Origin of the sequence: Corallococcus carmarthensis (genome assembly GCF_003611695.1) — a bacterium.
In the GTDB taxonomy this organism is placed as follows: Bacteria; Myxococcota; Myxococcia; order Myxococcales; family Myxococcaceae; genus Corallococcus; species Corallococcus carmarthensis.
This window is the reverse complement of sequence record NZ_RAWE01000111.1, coordinates 14,471-30,898: the sequence shown is the minus strand read 5'-3', so window position 1 is coordinate 30,898 and position 16,428 is coordinate 14,471. Positions and strand designations below refer to the sequence as shown.

The following is a 16,428-nucleotide window of genomic DNA, read 5'->3' as shown; positions in this document are numbered from 1 at the left end:
GGGCAAGGCAGGGCTGGCCCCGGCCGCCGATGACAAGCTGGCGGGCCACGTTGCGCAACTGGCGGACATTGCCCGGCCAGGGGTGCAGCAGCAGTCGCACCGCCAGGGCCGCGGGCAGCCAGGGCGGTGCGTGGGGATCGGCCGGGGTGAGGTGGTGGGCCTCGCCGAGCGTCGCCAGCTCCTGTCGGGCGAAGTGGAGGAACAGCGGCCCGATGTCCTCCCGGCGCTCACGAAGGGGGGGCAGCCGCAGTTCGTAGCCGGCCAGCCGGTGGAGGAGCGGGGCCCGGAAGTGCCCCTCCGCGATCCGCGCCTCCAGGTCCGCGTCCGTGGCCGCGACAAGGCGGACGTTCGTCGCCACGGGCCTGCTGGCGCCCACGGGATACATCTCCCCTGTCTCCAGCACGCGCAGGAGCATGACCTGCACCTCGGGAGAGGCTTCGCCCACCTCGTCGAGGAAGAGGGTGCCGCCCTGGGCCGCCTGGAAGAAGCCCTCCCGGTCACGCTGGGCGCCGGTGAAGGCCCCCCGGACGCTGCCGAAGAGTTCCGAGGCGGCCAGCTCCCTGGGGATGGCGCCCAGGTTGACGCTGACGAAGGGGCCGCCGCGCTGGCTGCGCTCATGGAGGGCCCGGGCCACCAGCTCCTTTCCTGTTCCCGTCTCACCCCGGATGAGGACGGGCACGTCCAGGTCCGCCACGCGCTCGATGTGCCGGCGCACGTCCTGGAGCAATGCGCTTTCGCCCACCATGCCCAGGGAGGCCGGTGCGCCCGCTTCAGGCGGAGGAACCCGGTGCAGCAGCACCACCACCCGCCCGGAGAACTCCAGCGGGACACCCCACGCCAGCTCCTCGGGCCCGAACTCGCGCTCACCCAGGAGCGGCTCACCCGCGCAGGAGAGCTGCCCCGCCTTGTCGGGAACGATACGGACACCTTCAGGGGTGGGGATGAACCGCAGGGGTTTGCGGCTCATGAACGGATCGCCCAGGGGCAGGCCGAGCGGCTCACCGGGACGGGTGAAGTCTGGAGCGTTGCGGGAGAGCACGACCTCCCGGCCCGCGAGCATCCCGTGAAGCAGCGTTCGCTCTCCGATGCGGAGGGCCATCGGGTGGGCGACCAGGGCCAGTGCGAGGACGGGGTGCGGCGCGGAGCGCGGTCCCTTCGGCTGCGACGCGTTGGCAGTGGACAGCTCCGCTGTCGCCACGGGAAGGCGGGGATCGCGTGCGCCAGGAAGAGGCATCCACGCAAGCCTATCGCTTTCACAGACACCTCCGCGACGCTCCCCCCTCCAGGCGCTCCGCTTCGCTCACGCCTCGATGTCGAACGCGAGCGACACGCGCTCGCCGGGGGCCACGTGCAGCAGGCCCTCGCCTGTGGCCAGCGCCCCGGCGGCGGCCGTCCACGGCTCCACGCAGACGAAGTCCTTCCCCACGAGCGTCCACACGACGAGCATGCGGAACTCCTGGCTCCACGACAGCTTCACGGGAGACAGGCCCGGCCCGCGCTCCAGCACCGTGCCCGGCGCGGAGTGGTCACGCAGGTGCATGTCCACCTCCTGCGCGGTGAGGTCCAGGCCGGTGAAGGGCACCTCGTGCTTCGCGCGGTTGTCCCACGCGTGCGTGGCGTCCGTCTCCACTCGCGCCTGGGCCTTCTGGCCTTGGGGCACGCGGAAGTACGGGTGGTAGCCCAGGTGCAGCGGCAGGGGCCGCGTGTCCCGGTTCTCCAGGTCGAAGTCCAGTGTCAGCCTCCGGCCCGCCAGCGAGAACGCCAGCTGCGCGTCGAAGGCCCACGGGTACTGGCGCAGCGTCTCCTCCGACGACGTGAGCCCCAGCACCAGCAGCGAGCTTTCCGCCTGGCGCACCGTCCACGGCAGCTTCCGCGCGAAGCCGTGCTGCGGCAGCGAGTACGCCTTGCGGTCCGCCGGATACGTGTCCCCGGGCAGGGGGCCGGCGTTGGGAAAGAGCACGGGGATGCCCCCGCGCACGCTCTTCGTGAGGTCGGCGACGGTGCCCTCGTCCAGATAGAGCACCTCCTCGCCGTCCACCACCATGCGCGTGACGAGCGCGCCGCGCGTGGGAATGATCTCCACGCGGCAGCCGCCGTCCTCCAGCGCGTAGGTCTCCAGCCCCGCGATGCCCGGGAACGGTCCGCTCATGGAGCTAGATGGCCCCTTCCTTCGGGTCGCTGTCCATGAACGGGTAGGGGACCTTCACGGGCGGCGCGAAGTTCTCCTTGATGGTGCGCGGGCTGGACCAGCGGAACAGGTTGATCATCGACCCGGACTTGTCGTTGGTGCCGGACGCGCGGCTGCCGCCGAAGGGCTGCTGGCCCACCACGGCGCCCGTGGGCTTGTCGTTGATGTAGAAGTTGCCGGCCGCGCCGCGCAGGGCGTTCATCATGTGCTCGATGGCCTTGCGGTCGCGCGCGAAGATGGCGCCGGTGAGCGCGTAGCTCGCGGACTGGTCGCACTCCTTCAGCGTCTCCTCCAGCTTCGCGTCCGGGTAGACGTACACGCCCACCAGCGGCGCGAAGATCTCCTCCGTCATGATGCGGTGGCGCGGGCTGTTGCACTGCACCAGCGTGGGCTGCACGAACCAGCCCTCGCTCTTGTCCGTGCCGCCGCCCGCGACGATGGTCGCGTCGCCGCCGGACTTCGCCAGCTCGATGTACGAGGACACCTTCTTGAACGAGCGCTCGTCGATGACGGCGCCCATGAAGTTCCGGAAGTCCGCCACGTCGCCCATCTTGATTTCGCTGATCAGCGCCTGGAGGCGGGGCTTCAGCTTGGGCCACAGGGACTCCGGCACGTAGACGCGGCTGGCCGCGCTGCACTTCTGGCCCTGGTACTCGTAGCCGCCGCGCACGATGGCGACCGCGAGCGCCTCCAGGTCATCCGCCGCGGACGGGTGCGCGAAGATGAAGTCCTTGCCGCCCGTCTCACCCACCAGCCGCGGGTACTGCTTGTAGCGGCCGATGTTCTCTCCCACCGTCTTCCACAGGTTGTTGAACGTGGGCGTGGAGCCGGTGAAGTGGATGCCGCCCAGGTGGGGGCTGGCCAGCACGGGGTTGCCCACCGTGGGGCCGTCGCCGGGCAGCATGTTGATGACGCCGTCGGGCAGGCCCGCCTCGCGCATCAGCTCCAGGCTGTACCAGGCGCTCAGGGCCTGCGTGGAGGACGGCTTCCACAGCACCACGTTGCCCATCAGCGCGGGCGACAGACAGAGGTTCAGCGCGATGGAGGTGAAGTTGAACGGCGCGATGGCGAAGACGAACCCGTCCAGCGGCCGGTAGTCCGTCATGTTCCACATCTGCGGCGAGTTCTCCGGCTGGATGGCCAGGATCTGCTGCGCGAAGTGGACGTTGTAGCGCAGGAAGTCGATGAGCTCGCACGACGCGTCGATCTCCGCCTGGTGCGCCGTCTTCGACTGGCCCACCATGGAGGACGCGTTGAGCAGCGGGCGGTAGCGCGTGGTGAGCAGCTCCGCGGCGCGCAGGAAGATGGCCGCGCGCGCGTGGAAGGGCATCCGCGCCCAGTCCTCCTTCACGCTCATGGCGTTCTGGATGGCCTGCTCCACGTGGCCCGCGTCGGCCTCGTGCAGGGTGGCCAGCACGTGCTGGTGCCGGTGCGGCATGCGCACGGTGTCCGTCTTGCCGGACTTCACGTGCTTGCCACCGATGACGACGGGGATGTCGATGCGCTCCCCGCTCATGCGCTTGACGGTGGACTGGAGCTCCGCGCGCTCCGGGGTGCCAGGGGCGTAGGAGAGGACAGGCTCGTTCTTGGGAGCCGGGACGCGGGGAATGGCGTTGAGCACGCGAGCACCTCGGGACGGGAGGAAGGAAAGGTCGGGCAAGGTATAGCCCTCCCGGAGTCCCAGGTCAGTGACAGAAGCGTGGGGCGTCCGCGCCGCGACACCCGGCCCGCCCGCTGGGGGCGTGCCCGGCGGGCGTCCGGCTCAGCCCTCGCCAGCGGCCTTGGCGGTGGCGCCCCGCGCACGCTGCAGCACGGCATGCAGCTGCGCGATGAGGTAGGGCGGCTTCACCGGCTTGACCAGGTACGCGTCAGGCTGGGGCTGTCCGGGCTCCAGGTCCGTGCGCGGCGCGTAGCCGCTGACGAACACCACCGGCAGGTGCGCCAGGGCGGGCTCGGCGCGCACGCGGCGGCACAGCTCGTAGCCGTCGATGCCCTCCATGTTCACGTCCGAGAGGACGACATCCGGCGGCTGCGTCAGTGCGTGCGCGAGGCCCGTCTCTCCATCCGCCGCCACCGTGCAGTCGAACTCACCCGACAAGAGCAGCCGCAGCGTCTCGCGCATGGTCCAGGAGTTCTCCACGATGAGGACCTTGGGCTTCACGGTGCGTCGACTCCCGGGCAGCAACGGCGAACGGCAATGGGGGAACGGCGTGCACAGCATCCCCCCGCCGTGCGCACCGGGCAAGAGGTCCCCCTTCACCCCTGAGAATTCGCGAAAGCCTCCACCTCGCGGGTTTGCCGCGAACGCCTCTAAGACTCGTGCGGCGGATTCACGAGGCCCCGCCGGGAAACCTCGGAGTCCGGCTCCTCGTCGCCCCGCGCCTCGCGCTCGGGCACCTTTTGCTCCTCCCATTCCCCGCCGCGCTCCACCTCCGCCTCCCAGCGCGTCTCCTCCAGGGGGCCGGGATTGACGTCCTCCCGGGCCGCGGCCTGCGAGCGCTCGCGGGCCAGCTCGGCGGCGCCGTGGTCCAGCGCGTCCTCCATCTGCCCCCGGTTGCGAGGTTGGAAGTTCTTGGAGTCCTTGTCCGAAGCCATGGTGACACCCCCGACGGGAAGGTGGGCCGCGCCCCGGCGAGCGGGCAATGACGGGGCGTGCGGAGGCCGCCTGCCCGGCCGTCCAGGTGCGGGCAGGGCGGGGTGCGCCGTCCGGATGCGTCAGCGCGGCGTGGCGACCGGCCGCCGGGCCAGGGGCTGCGCGCCCTCCCGCGACAGGCGCTGGACCTCCGGCGCGACGCTTCCGGTGGGCGCGGCGATGTTGCACCGCGCGCCGCCGTGCACCAGGCCCACCACGCGCAGCTGGTCGTCCACCAGCGGCGCGCCGGAGTCTCCCGGGGTGCCGTGCATCGTGGTGAAGAGCGCCTTGGGCACGTCCGGCAGCGACGGGCAGCGGCCCCAGCGCTCCACCATCACCCGCTGCGGTTCGCCGGGCCGGTCGTGGCGTCCGGTGAAGACAAGCATCGCGCCGGGGATGGGCAGCACCTCGGACACCTCCAGCGGGGCCACCGGTGCCTTCGCCTCCAGCTCCAGGAGCGCCAGGTCCCGGCCGCGATCCACGAACACGTAGCGGCCGTTGAGCCGACGGCCGTCCTCGAAGTTCGTCCGCTCCTCGCTCGCGTCCGGTGCGACGCAGTGTGCCGCGGTGAGCACGTGGCGGCCCTGGCCCACGACTACGCCCGCGCAATGCCCGTTGCCCAGCGTCACCGTCGCCGCCTCGGCCTTCGCGATTCCCTCGGCTTCTCCAGTCCCGGACTGGCCGCAGGCCATCCAGGCCGTCACGGCCGTGAGTGCCACCATGGCGCCGCCCCACCTCCATGCACGCATGCAGCTTCCCCCTTGTCCCCCCGGGTGACGGACCCATGGGCTTCCAGGAAGGGTGTGCATGCATCCCGGCGCGTCCTGGAGGCAGGCATGGAGGCGGTCCCCTACCAGGCGTCCGGGCGTCAGGGATGCGCTTTCTTCCAGCGAGACGGTGAAACAGGGACTGGGAGCAGAGGGTGCACCTGCTCGGATGTCCCGGAGGCGGTGTCACTGAAACGTGCTATTCCTCCGACGTCTGGATTCTGGACCCTGGCTGAAACGGCCAGCCCCTTTGGCGCGTGAGCGACGACGAGAAGACAACCGTATTGGATGAGCGCACCCGCCCTCCGAGCACCTGGGGGGAGCGGATGCGTACGCCCATCACGTTGCCGGGCTCGGGCGTCGGCGAACGGCGCTCGCTGATCCCCGGCGTCATCGTCACCGGCCGCTACCGCGTGGAGTCGCTGCTGGGTGAAGGCGGCATGGGCCGCATCTGGCTGGCGGACGACCTCCAGGAGCGCCGGCGCGTGGCGCTCAAGGAGATGCACGTCCCCTCGGAGCTGTCCGCCGCGAAGGTGGAGGAGCTGGTGCTGCTGTTCCGGCACGAGTTCTTCGCCATGAAGAAGCTCCAGCACCCGTCCACGCTCAAGGTCTTCGACTGGGGCATGACGGAGGCCGGCAACCGCTTCATCACCATGGAGGTCGTGGGCGGCAAGGACCTGAGCACGCTGGTCCGGGACGCGCCGCTGGACACGCGCACGCTGTATCGCGTGTTGATCCAGATGGCGCAGGTGCTGGCGTTCATCCACTCGCGCCTGTACGTGCACTGCGACATCAAGGCCAGCAACGTGCGCATCACCGAGTCCGGCGCGGTGAAGCTGATGGACTTCGGCGTGATGCACCAGCTGGGCACGCCCAGCCCCGGCAAGCTGAAGGGCACGCTGGAGTACCTGGCGCCGGAGTGGCAGCGGGGCGCGAGCATCGACGGGCGCGCGGACCTGTACTCGCTGGGCGTGATGGCCTGGTACCTGGCCACGCGCAAGCTGCCCTTCAAGCGCGCCAGTCCCGCGGTGCTGCTGGCGGACCACCTGACGCGCCCGGCGCCACGCCCGTCCACGATCTGCCCGGTGGATCCGCAGCTGGAGGAGATCATCCTCCTGTTGATGGCGAAGGATCCGCGCGAGCGCTTCCAGGACGCGGGCGAGCTGTTGGAGGCGCTCTGCCACGCCAGCGGCGAGCCCGTCCCGGAGGAGCCGCTGTCCGCGCGCGCCAGCTACCTGCACGTGCCGGAGGTGGTGGGGCGCGAGGCGGAGCTGGAAGGGCTGATGAACGGCCTGGCGGAGGCCGACTGGGGCCAGTCGCACGCGGTGCTCGTGGGCGGGTCCGCGGGCGTGGGCAAGACGCGGCTGCTCCAGGAGTTCGAGCTCCAGGCGAAGCTGGCGGAGCTGCCCTTCGGCCGGGGCCAGTGCCGCGCGGAGGGGCTGTCTCCCATGGCGCCGGTGGCGCAGGCCCTGCGCTGCCTGGTGCCGCACACGCCCGCGGAGCTGATGGACCGGGTGAAGGCCCCGCTCGCGCGCCTCCTGTCTCCGGACGTGCTGGAGGGTGAGCCGCCCGAGCAGCCGCTGCGCGACGGCTCCGACGAGAAGGCCGCCTTCTTCGAGGCGCTGTCGGAGTGGACTCGCACGCTCGGGGGACGGCAGTCCTTCGTGCTGTGCTTCGAGGACCTGCAGTGGGCGGACAGCGCGTCGCTGGAGGCGCTCAACGTCCTCATCCGCGCGCTGCACGGCACGCGCGGCATGGTGGTGGGCACTTTCCGCTCCCAGGAGCTGTCGCGCCTGAGCCTCGCGTTCCAGACGGTGGACGAGAAGCTCACGTCCCGCATGGACCTGGAGCCCCTGTCCGCCGAGCACGTGGCCACGCTGGTGCAGCTGGTGCTGCCGGGGTTGGACATGCCGGAGGGCTTCGTGCAGCGGCTGCACGAGACCACGGGCGGCAACGCCTTCTTCGCCACGGAATGCCTGCGCATGCTGGTGGAGGCGGGCGCGCTCAAGCGCGTGGGCGGACGGTGGGAGGCGGAGGAGGGGCTGGGCACGCGGCGGCTTCCGCGGAGCATCCAGGAGGCGGTGCTGGTGCGTCTGGCCAGCGCGCCGCCGGAGCAGGTGTCGCTGCTCCGGAAGCTCGCGCCCGCGGGCCGGATGCTGGACCTGCCGCTCTTGCGCGCGCTGTCGGGCCTGCCGGAGGCGGAGCTGTTCGCCGTGCTGGACGGCATCGTGGAGCGGCAGTTCCTCCAGGACGTGGAGGGCCGCTACGTCTTCACGCACGACACCGTGCACCAGGCCGTCTACGACAGCACGCCGGAGGCGGAGCGCCGGGCCCATCACGGCCAGGTGGCGCGCGCGCTCCAGGCGTTGCCGTCGGGACAGTCGGGCGTGGTGCGCGCGGTGGGCTGGCACTTCGCGCGCTCGGACGCGCCCGCGGAGGCCATCCAGCCGCTCCTGGAGGCGGGGCACGCGGCCATCGAGGCGGAGGCGCTGCTGGAGGCCACGCTGCTCCTGAAGGAAGCGGCGGGGCTCTTGGAGTCCGCGCCGGACTACCCGGGCCGCTCGGAGCAGCTGTTGCGCACGTGGGTGTCGCTGGTGGAGGTGGGCTACTCCAGCGACCCGCCGACGTCGGTGGCCTACGCGGACCGGCTCTTCGCGCACTGGGAGGCCACGGTGGACGTGGAGGCCGGACGGCGCGAGGCGCTCTCCCGGTTGGAGTCCGCGCGCGCGGCCACGCCAGCGGAGCGCGAGGAGTTGCTGATTCCGCTCTTCCGCGAGGTCGCGGCGGACGGGCGGATGACGCCGGTGGACGTGTTCTGGAAGCGCTCGGAGCTGGAGATCCTCCAGGGCATGGCGCTGGCCATCCTGGGGCGCACGGACGCGCTGGAGGCGCTCATCGAGCGGGTGGCCGCCGAACACCCGGAGGACTCGCCGTACCGCGCGGGGCTGTCCGTGGCCCGCTCCACGTTGAGCGCGTACACCGGCCAGTGGGCGGGTGGGGTGGCGGAGCCGCGCAAGCAGGTCCAGCGGCTGCGCGCGTTCCGCGACGCGGTGGGGCGCCCGCCGCGGCGGCTGGCGTGGGCGCTGGGCATGGGCGGCTACCTGCTCAACGTGAACCTGGCCCTGCGCGGCGAGCCGCTGGACGAGGAGCTGCTGAAGGACGGGCTGCACCTGGCCGAAGCCCAGGGCTTCACCGACGTGCGCGCCTACCACCTCTTCGCGCAGGTGGCGCGCGCGGCCTTCACCGGCGACGGCGCCGCGTTCGCGTCCGCGCTCGCGCAGAAGACGGAGCTCATCCGGCGGCTGGGCAACCCCCGGTTGATGGAGCGCAACCTGGCCCTCTTCACGCCGCCGTACTACCTGGAGCGCGGCGAGCACGAGCTCGTCGCCGCGGTGGTGTCGCGCGGTGAAGCCCTGGCTCACGTGCTGCCCGAGGACCGCTGGCTGCGCGCGCACGTGCAGGTGTACCAGGCGTGCCGCGACGTGCTCTTCGAGGACGCGGGCGCCGCGCGCGAGTCGCTGCCCCGCGCCCTGGAGGCGGCCCAGAAGGGCGGCCTGCGCATGGAGACGCTGGTGCGCGTGTACCAGTCGCGCTTCGAACGCGACCAGGGCCGGCTGCCCGCCGCGCTCGCCGCCGCCGAGGCCGCGCTGGCGCGCGCCCTGGACCCGCGCTTCGCCAACCCCTGGGATGAAATCCTGGCCCGCCGCGCCCTGGCGCCGCTGGTCTCCCAGGAAGAGGGGGATGCGCACCTGCGCCACGCGCGCCTGCTGGCGGAGTCCACCGGCAACGTGCTCCAGATGGGGCTGGTGTACCTGCAGCACGCGGAGCGGCACGGCACGCCGGAAGAGGCGATGCGGGAGCTGGAGATCGCCGAGCGGGCCTTCGCCACCGCCCGCGCCACGCACCTGCAACAGCTGGCCCAGTCGCTGCGCGGCCCGCTGTCGCGCCAGCACGAGGACGTGAAGCAGAGCGCCTGACGGCCGGGTCGTGCATAGGATGGCCCCATGGCCTCCTCCCCCCTGCGCTTCTGCCTGGACTACCTGTCCCCGTACGCCTACCTCGCCTGGCTCCGCATGCCCGCCATCGCGGCGCGGCACGGCCGGGTGCTGGAGCCCGTGCCGGTGCTGCTCGCGGGGCTGCTCAACGCGGTGGGCTCCGTGGGCCCCGCGGAGATTCCCGCCAAGCGCGTCTACGTCTTCAAGCAGACGTTCCGCATCGCGCATGAGCAGGGCGCGCCGTTCACCCTGCCGCCCTCGCACCCGTTCAATCCGCTCCTGTCCCTGCGCGTGACGGCCGCCGTGGACGACGTGGCGGAGCGCACGCGGCTCACCACCGCGCTCTACTCGGCCGCGTGGGGCCAGGGCCGGGGCATCGAGACGCCGGAGCAGGTGGGCGCGGTGCTGACGGAAGGTGGCTTCGACGCGCGGGCGCTGCTCGAGCGGGCACAGCTGCCGGAGGTGAAGGACCGCGTGCGCAAGAACACGGAGGACGCGCTGGCCCAGGGCACCTTCGGCGTGCCGTCCGTGCTGGTGGATGGCGAGATGTTCTGGGGCGTGGACTCGCTGGGCCACCTGGAGCGCTTCCTGGAAGGCCGCGACCCGCTCACCCCCGCGGACCTGGAGCGCTGGAGGGACCTGCCCGCCACCGCGAACCGGCGCCCGGAAGGAAAGCCCCGCCCGTGAACGTGCTCGGGCAGCTGGGGGTGGCCGTCGCCGGGCTGGTGCTGGCCGGCGTGCTCCTGTTCCTCAACTTCTGGCGCGCGCTGCTCTACCTCTTTCCCCACACCGTCCGGGTGGAGCCGGAGGCCCCGGCGGACCAGATGGACCTGCCGGACGCCCTGGGCTCCCTGGCGGGCCAGCTCCAGGCGCTGGGCTTCACGCCGCTGGGCAGCCATGAGGAGAAGCCCCTCCTCCAGAAGGCCACCCGCTCCTACGACTGGGCGCACGCGGGCGAGCGCGTCTTCGCCACGCTCCACGAAGGGAGCGACCTGCTGCCCCGGCTCTACCTGCTCACCCCCCTGGCCTCCGGGGGCTTCGTCGTGACGGCCAGCTACCGGCGCCCCGCGCTGGACGTCCCCGGCTACCGCTCCGGGTACCTGGAGGACGCCGCACCGGAGCGCCTGTTGCGCGCGCATGTGCGACGACTCGAGGGGTTGGAGCCGGCGGTCCCGGAGGGCTTCACCTGGGACGGGCGGGTGCAGGCGGCCAGGGCCTGGTACCAGGGGCTGGGGCGCAAGGAAATCCGCCGCCAGAACCTCCAGGGGTTGTTGTGGACGGCCATCGCGCTTGCCATCGTCGCCAGCGCCTTCCTGGGACGGCGCGCGGGCTGACGGCCCCCTGGACGCTTTTCCACGTCACGTCGTGCGTGCACCGCGCGCCCCGGAAGAGTAGGGAGACGAGCACCATGAAGAGCGTGTCCAAGAACGAGGAAATCTACTTCCTGTCCGGCAAGCGCACCCCGTTCGGTACCTACGGCGGCAGCCTCAAGGACCTGAGCGCCACCGACCTGGCCGTGGAGTCCGCGAAGGCGGCCCTGGCCCAGGCGGGCGTCTCCCCGGAGCTCATCGAGCACGTGGTGTACGGCAACGTCGTCCAGACGAGCTCGGACGCCATCTACCTGCCGCGCCACGTGGGGCTGCGCACGGGCGTGCCGGTGCCGGTGCCCGCGCTGGGCGTCAACCGGCTGTGCGGCTCCGGCTTCCAGGCCTTCGTCACGGCCGCGGAGATGATGCTGACGGGCGGCGCGGAAGCCGTCCTCGCGGGCGGCACGGAGTCCATGAGCCAGGCCCCCCACGTCATCCGGGGCGCGCGCTGGGGCATTCCCCTGGGCAAGGGCGGCCTGGAGGACATGCTCTGGACGGCGCTCACGGACAGCTACACCGGCCAGGCCATGGCGCTCACCGCCGAGCAGCTGGCGGTGGACTACGGCCTCACCCAGGACGACGTGGACCAGTACGCGGTGCTCACCCAGAAGCGCTTCGCCGCGGCCCAGGAGTCCGGCCGGCTTTCGGACGAAATCGCGCCGGTGACGCTCAAGGGCAAGAAGGGCGACACGGTGGTGTCGAAGGACGAGCACAACCGTCCGGAGACCACGGTGGAGGGGCTGCGCAAGCTGCCCAAGGTGTTCAAGAAGGACGGCGTGGTGCACGCGGGCGCGGCCAGCGGCATCTGCGACGGCGCGGGCTCCATGGTGATGGCCACGCGTAGCTTCGTGGAGAAGCACGGCCTGAAGCCCGTGGCGCGGCTCGTCAACTGGGGCGTGTCCGGCTGCGACCCGAAGATCATGGGCATTGGCCCGGCGCCGGCCATCCGCAACCTGCTCAAGCGCGCGGACGCGAAGCTCACGGACGTGGACCTCTTCGAGGTCAACGAGGCCTTCGCGCCCCAGTACCTGGCGGTGGAGAAGGAGCTGGGCCTGCCACGCGACGCCACCAACGTCAACGGTGGCGCCATCGCCGTGGGCCACCCGCTGGGGGCCTCCGGGGCGCGCATCACCATGACGCTGGCGTACGAGCTGAAGCGCAGGGGCGCCCGCTATGGTATCGGGTCCGCCTGCATCGGTGGCGGCCAGGGCATCGCCGTGCTGATCGAGGCGCTCTAGGAGCGACGGGTGGCGACGGGGTACGGGGCAGACGACTTCCGGACGGGACGTGAGATGAGCAACGAGGTGGACGCGAAGACGGCCCGCGAGCGGGCCAAGGCCATCGCCGAGCAGCGCCGTGCCGAGCGCCGCAACCGCAAGCGCCGCTGCGTGGTGTGCGGCGTGGAGGAGAGCGACAAGACGCCGCTGACGGCCCACCCGGAGGGCATCGGTCCTGCCTGCAAGGACGAGGTCACCTGCCAGGCCCGCCGGGCCGCCGCCGGCCGCTGAAGCGCTGGGGCCATGTGTCCACGCCCCCCGCCGCACTGTCGGCGGGTGGACGGTGGGCGGGCCCCCGCTCCCGGGTGGCCTCCCGGAGGGGCAGGACGCGCCTCCGAGGCCGGATTGTCGGGCCCGTTTCTTGATGGCGCCCGCGACTCGGGGTAAACATTTGTAATCTCTGGTGACACGAGGGTTGGAATGGGCGTTATCAGCTTCACGGGAGTCAAGGTGTTCTCCACCACGCTCGCGCGCGATCGCGAGAACATGGGCGAGAACATCACCAAGTGGCTGAAGGAGAACTCCTCGTTGGACATCGTGGACAAGATCGTCACGCAGTCCTCGGACAAGGAGTTTCACTGTCTGACCATCACGCTCTTCTACCGCCACAAGGCCGCCTAACGGCCCCGGCAGGGTAGGGAAGGCGTGGGATGCGAGGGCGCTTCTCCCTGGTGACACCAGGGTGGGGCGCCCTTCATCGTTTCTGGATTTGGGGTTGCGGACCGGGCGGTGTTCCACCACCTTTGGGCCTCTATGCGACCCATGCGGGGCTTCAATCGGGGCGGCGGTTTCGGCGGCGGCTTCCCAGGCCTGGATTCGATGGCCGCCAAGCTGGCGGTGGCGCTGGTGGCGTTCTCCGCCCTGTTCCTGGCGACCCAGCGCGGGCAGGGCGTGCTGCTGCTGCTCAACCCGGGGGATGTGCTGTCCCTGCGCCTGTGGGAGCCGTTCACCTACGTCTTCATCGCCACGGACCCGCTGGGCATCGTCTTCGGCGCCATCATCATCTGGTCCATTGGCGGCTTCCTGGAGTCCACCTGGGGGCCCAGGCGCCTGCTGATGGCGTCGGTGGGCATCACGGTGCTCGCGGGCTTCATCACGGTGCTGCTGGCGCTCGTGATTCCCATGGCGAGCCACTACGCCGGCGGCACGGTGATGACGACGGTGCTGTGGGTGGCCTACGGCCTGGTGATTGGCCGGGGGCAGACGAACTTCTGGGGCATCCCGCTCACCGGCAACTGGTTCGCGGCCATTGGCGCGGGCTTCACCGTGCTGCGGCTGCTCACCGCGCCGGCCTGGCAGGTGCTGGCCCCGGAGCTCATCAGCCTGGTGCTCGTCTTCGCCTACGTGCGCGGCGCGAGCCCCAAGCGGCTGATGCTCCAACTGCAGCACTGGCGCCTGCAGCGGCAGCTGCGTGACCGCTCCAAGCACCTGCGCGTGGTGGACCGCAACCGTCCGTCGGACCGCGACCAGTTCCTCAACTGAAGGGCCCGAAGGACCGGCGGCCGCGCGCTAGTGCGCGGCCTCCGGGTGGCCGTACTGCTTGAGCTTCCGGTAGAGCGTGGCCACCCCGATGTCCAACTGCTCCGCGGTGCGTGAGCGGTTGCCTCCGTTCTGCGCCAGCACCGCGAGGATGTACTCCTTCTCCATGTCCTCCAGCCGGCGTGGGTTGCCGGTGGGCACCAGGCTGGGCGGCGCGGCGCGGACCTCCTCCGGCAGGTCGTCGCGCTCCACGCGCGGGCCCTCGCACAGCACCACCGCGCGCTCGATCGCGTTGCCCAGCTCGCGCACGTTGCCCGGCCACGAATAGCGCAACAGCTGCTCCGCCGCGTCCGGGGACAGCCCGTTCACGCGCCTTCCCAGCCGCTCGCCGGCCTCCGCCAGCAGCAGCCGCGTCAGGGGGAGGATGTCCTCCTTGCGCTCACGCAGGGGCGGGATGCGCAGCTCGATGACGCGCAGCCGGTAGAAGAGGTCCTGGCGGAAGCGGCCCAGGCGGACCTCCTCGGACAGCTCGCGGTTGGTGGCGGCCACCACGCGCACGTCCACCTTGCGGCTGTTGTTCTCTCCCACGCGGCGCACTTCACGCTCCTGGAGGGCGCGCAGGAGCTTGGCCTGCATGGCGGGGGGCACTTCGCCCACTTCGTCCAGGAAGAGGGTGCCGCCGTGCGCGGCTTCGAAGAGGCCGGGCCGGTCGTGCGTGGCGCCGGTGAAGGCGCCCTTCGCGTGGCCGAACAGCTCGCTCTCCAGGAGGCTCTCCGTCACGGCGGCGCAGTTCACGGCGATGAAGGCCTTGTGCGCGCGGCCGGACTCGTCGTGGATGAGCCGGGCGATGCGCTCCTTGCCCACGCCGCTCTCCCCGGTGACGAGGATGGTGGTGTCCACCTTGGCCGAGCGCCGCGCCAGGTTGAGCACGCGCTGCATGGCCTCCGAGCGGGCCACCATGCCGGCCGGGTCCTCCGTCACGCCGGACACGCGCGCCAGCGACTGCCGCTTCGCGCGCAGCTTGCGCTCCGTCTGCCGCAGCGCCTCCGTCACCTGCCCGAGCACGCCCTCCATGCACTGCGTTTCATAGAAGCGCAGGAACTCCTTGCACTCGGTGCTCCACTCCTCCTCGGGGCGGCCCACGATGTGGCACAGGGCGTCGCCATGGCCCACGCACTTGAGCTCCGCGCAGTAGATGGGTTTGTTGTTGCAGTAGCTCAGGTACCCGGACGCGAAGCCGGTGAGGCTCCAGCACACCGGTTGATCCGCTTGCCCCAGGTGGAGCAGGTGCTGCTCGGCCTCATAGGAGTCGTTCCACTGCGCCTCCGCGAAGGGCTCCGGGCCGTCCTTGTCCGTGCGCTCGATGCGCTCCACGCGCACCTGGCCCATCAGCGTGTGCAGCCGCCCGCCCGCGCGGCGCCACTCCGCTTCGTCCGTCCACGGCACCGCGGTCTTCATCGCCTCCGCCGTGCGCCAGCCGTGCGCGTAGCCCAGCCGCGTGAAGATGCCGCGCGCGGCCGTCATCCCCAGCATCCCGATGAGCTCCTTGCGCAGGAGCCCCAGCGCCACCGGATCCATCAACAGCGCCCGCTGCCCGGCGAAGCGGATGACCCCGCCCTTCGGCTCGAACGCGAGCAGCTCCCTCAAGTCCAACCCTTCCAGACCCGCCACGGTGTCTCCTGGTGCCTTTCAGACTGAGGTACCTCTCTATCAATCTGAGAGATGTTTCACAGGGTTGGAATTTGAACTTCAGTGATTTCAAGCCGTTATCGTGTTGGATGCGCTGGTCCTGGGGTTGCAGTACAAGGCGCCACGATGGCTTCCGGGGTGGACAGACGCGAGGTGCTGCAGGGTGTGGCGGCCGCCGGGATGGCGGGAGTGATGGGCGCGGGGCCCTCGGCCGCCCGGCAGGTGGCACCGGCCTTGTTCGTCTCGCACGGCTCGCCCATGACGGCGTTGGACGCGGACGAGTATCCCCAGGCGCTCAAGCGCTTCGGTGACGGCGCGGGCGCGGTGAAGGCGCTGGTGGTGGTGTCCGCGCACTGGGAGACGGACGCGCGCGTGCACGTCACCGCGATGGCCGCTCCGCCGCTCGTCTACGACTTCTATGGCTTCCCGGAGGAGATGTACCGGCTGCGCTACGCGCCGCCCGGTGCTCCTTCCCTGGCCCAGGACGTGGTGGCGCGGCTGGCCTCGGCGGGTGTGCCCGCGGTGGCGGACGGCGAGCGCGGCCTGGACCACGGCGTCTGGGTGCCCTTGCGGCATGCGTTCCCGGAGGCGCGCGTGCCCGTGTTGCAGGTGGCACTGCCGGCGGACGCGACGCCCGCGCAGGTGGCGCGCATGGGCGAGGCGCTGCGGCCGCTGCGCGCGGAGGGCGTGCTGCTCATGGGCAGCGGCGGGGTGGTGCACAACCTGCGCCGGGTGAATTTCAGATCCAAGCTGGCGTCCGTTGAACCATGGGCCGCCGAGTTCGACGCGTGGGTCGCTGGAAAACTTGCCGCACGTGACTTCATCGGGCTTCAGTCGTGGATGGACGCACCGAATGCGCGGGTCGCGCATCCATCTGCCGAGCATTGGTTGCCCATCTATTTCGTCCTCGGAGCCGCCCTCCCCGAGGACCGCATCACCCCCGTGTTCGAGGGCTTCCATCACGGAACCTTGTCCATGCGCAGCTTCGCGCTGCGCGCCTGAACCTCGCAGTCCGCAACCTCAAGGAGTCACAC

Annotated in this window: 15 protein-coding genes; 8 read left to right on the top strand and 7 right to left on the bottom strand. The window is 71.2% G+C overall.

Features of this window, described 5'->3' with window-relative positions; translation table 11 throughout:
• The 6 genes from D7X32_RS26205 to D7X32_RS26180 all read right to left on the bottom strand — a co-directional run.
• The coding region (locus D7X32_RS26205) for a sigma 54-interacting transcriptional regulator (RefSeq protein ID WP_147450266.1) at positions 1-1,234 on the bottom strand (1,234 nt) is incomplete at its 3' end.
• 66 nt (positions 1,235-1,300) lie between these two features.
• A complete protein-coding gene (locus D7X32_RS26200; protein ID WP_120605302.1) occupies positions 1,301-2,149 on the bottom strand; it encodes an aldose epimerase family protein in 849 nt (282 codons plus the stop codon).
• A gap of 4 nt (positions 2,150-2,153) precedes the next feature.
• Positions 2,154-3,809, bottom strand: a complete 1,656-nt coding sequence (gene pruA / locus D7X32_RS26195) for an L-glutamate gamma-semialdehyde dehydrogenase (protein ID WP_120605301.1) — start codon at positions 3,807-3,809, stop codon at positions 2,154-2,156.
• A gap of 141 nt (positions 3,810-3,950) precedes the next feature.
• Positions 3,951-4,349, bottom strand: coding sequence for a response regulator (locus D7X32_RS26190; RefSeq protein ID WP_120605300.1), 399 nt, complete (start codon positions 4,347-4,349; stop codon positions 3,951-3,953).
• A gap of 149 nt (positions 4,350-4,498) precedes the next feature.
• Entirely contained in the window at positions 4,499-4,783 is a 285-nt protein-coding gene (locus D7X32_RS26185; RefSeq protein ID WP_120605299.1) for a hypothetical protein, read from the bottom strand.
• Positions 4,784-4,903: 120 nt separating this feature from the next.
• Positions 4,904-5,542 (bottom strand): S1 family peptidase, encoded by a 639-nt coding sequence (locus D7X32_RS26180; RefSeq protein WP_244239180.1) that lies wholly within the window; start codon positions 5,540-5,542, stop codon positions 4,904-4,906.
• A 371-nt stretch (positions 5,543-5,913) separates the two neighbouring features.
• Between D7X32_RS26180 and D7X32_RS26175 the strand changes: the two genes are divergently transcribed.
• The 7 genes from D7X32_RS26175 (at position 5,914) to D7X32_RS26145 (ending at position 13,708) form a co-directional block, all read left to right on the top strand.
• Positions 5,914-9,564 carry a serine/threonine-protein kinase gene (locus D7X32_RS26175; RefSeq protein ID WP_120605297.1) on the top strand — a complete coding sequence of 1,217 codons (3,651 nt, stop codon included), beginning with the start codon at positions 5,914-5,916 and terminating at the stop codon, positions 9,562-9,564.
• A 27-nt stretch (positions 9,565-9,591) separates the two neighbouring features.
• Positions 9,592-10,269: a 2-hydroxychromene-2-carboxylate isomerase gene (locus D7X32_RS26170; protein ID WP_120605296.1), complete on the top strand. Its 678-nt coding sequence runs from the start codon at positions 9,592-9,594 to the stop codon at positions 10,267-10,269.
• Positions 10,266-10,916, top strand: coding sequence for a hypothetical protein (locus tag D7X32_RS26165; protein WP_120605295.1), 651 nt, complete (start codon positions 10,266-10,268; stop codon positions 10,914-10,916). The genes D7X32_RS26170 and D7X32_RS26165 overlap by 4 nt, the downstream gene beginning before the upstream one ends.
• A gap of 74 nt (positions 10,917-10,990) precedes the next feature.
• Complete coding sequence (locus D7X32_RS26160) at positions 10,991-12,187, top strand: acetyl-CoA C-acetyltransferase (protein ID WP_120605294.1); 1,197 nt, start codon at positions 10,991-10,993, stop codon at positions 12,185-12,187.
• A 54-nt stretch (positions 12,188-12,241) separates the two neighbouring features.
• On the top strand, positions 12,242-12,457 hold the full coding sequence (locus D7X32_RS26155) for a hypothetical protein (RefSeq protein ID WP_014399195.1): 216 nt from the start codon (positions 12,242-12,244) through the stop codon (positions 12,455-12,457).
• A gap of 189 nt (positions 12,458-12,646) precedes the next feature.
• Positions 12,647-12,847, top strand: a complete 201-nt coding sequence (locus D7X32_RS26150; protein WP_120605293.1) for a hypothetical protein — start codon at positions 12,647-12,649, stop codon at positions 12,845-12,847.
• Between the two features lie 132 nt (positions 12,848-12,979).
• The gene (locus tag D7X32_RS26145; RefSeq protein ID WP_120605292.1) at positions 12,980-13,708 is read left to right on the top strand and encodes a rhomboid family protein; all 729 of its coding nucleotides are present in this window, start codon (positions 12,980-12,982) and stop codon (positions 13,706-13,708) included.
• Between the two features lie 27 nt (positions 13,709-13,735).
• Here the strand turns inward: D7X32_RS26145 and D7X32_RS26140 are convergent, their stop codons facing one another.
• On the bottom strand, positions 13,736-15,376 hold the full coding sequence (locus tag D7X32_RS26140) for a sigma-54-dependent Fis family transcriptional regulator (RefSeq protein ID WP_120605291.1): 1,641 nt from the start codon (positions 15,374-15,376) through the stop codon (positions 13,736-13,738).
• A 144-nt stretch (positions 15,377-15,520) separates the two neighbouring features.
• Here D7X32_RS26140 and D7X32_RS26135 point away from each other — a divergent pair, with 144 nt between their 5' ends.
• Positions 15,521-16,396, top strand: coding sequence for a DODA-type extradiol aromatic ring-opening family dioxygenase (locus D7X32_RS26135; protein WP_120605290.1), 876 nt, complete (start codon positions 15,521-15,523; stop codon positions 16,394-16,396).
• Positions 16,397-16,428: the final 32 nt, after the last annotated feature.

Bases quoted from the DNA above. Each gene is read 5' to 3' on its own strand.
- D7X32_RS26150 (WP_120605293.1), top strand. From the start codon at position 12,647: ATGGGCGTTATCAGCTTCACGGGAGTCAAGGTGTTCTCCACCACGCTC.
- D7X32_RS26185 (WP_120605299.1), bottom strand. From the start codon at position 4,783: ATGGCTTCGGACAAGGACTCCAAGAACTTCCAACCTCGCAACCGGGGG.
- D7X32_RS26155 (WP_014399195.1), top strand. From the start codon at position 12,242: ATGAGCAACGAGGTGGACGCGAAGACGGCCCGCGAGCGGGCCAAGGCC.
- D7X32_RS26200 (WP_120605302.1), bottom strand. From the start codon at position 2,149: ATGAGCGGACCGTTCCCGGGCATCGCGGGGCTGGAGACCTACGCGCTG.
- D7X32_RS26145 (WP_120605292.1), top strand. From the start codon at position 12,980: ATGCGACCCATGCGGGGCTTCAATCGGGGCGGCGGTTTCGGCGGCGGC.
- D7X32_RS26160 (WP_120605294.1), top strand. From the start codon at position 10,991: ATGAAGAGCGTGTCCAAGAACGAGGAAATCTACTTCCTGTCCGGCAAG.
- D7X32_RS26175 (WP_120605297.1), top strand. From the start codon at position 5,914: ATGCGTACGCCCATCACGTTGCCGGGCTCGGGCGTCGGCGAACGGCGC.
- D7X32_RS26180 (WP_244239180.1), bottom strand. From the start codon at position 5,542: ATGGTGGCACTCACGGCCGTGACGGCCTGGATGGCCTGCGGCCAGTCC.
- D7X32_RS26135 (WP_120605290.1), top strand. From the start codon at position 15,521: ATGGCTTCCGGGGTGGACAGACGCGAGGTGCTGCAGGGTGTGGCGGCC.
- D7X32_RS26170 (WP_120605296.1), top strand. From the start codon at position 9,592: ATGGCCTCCTCCCCCCTGCGCTTCTGCCTGGACTACCTGTCCCCGTAC.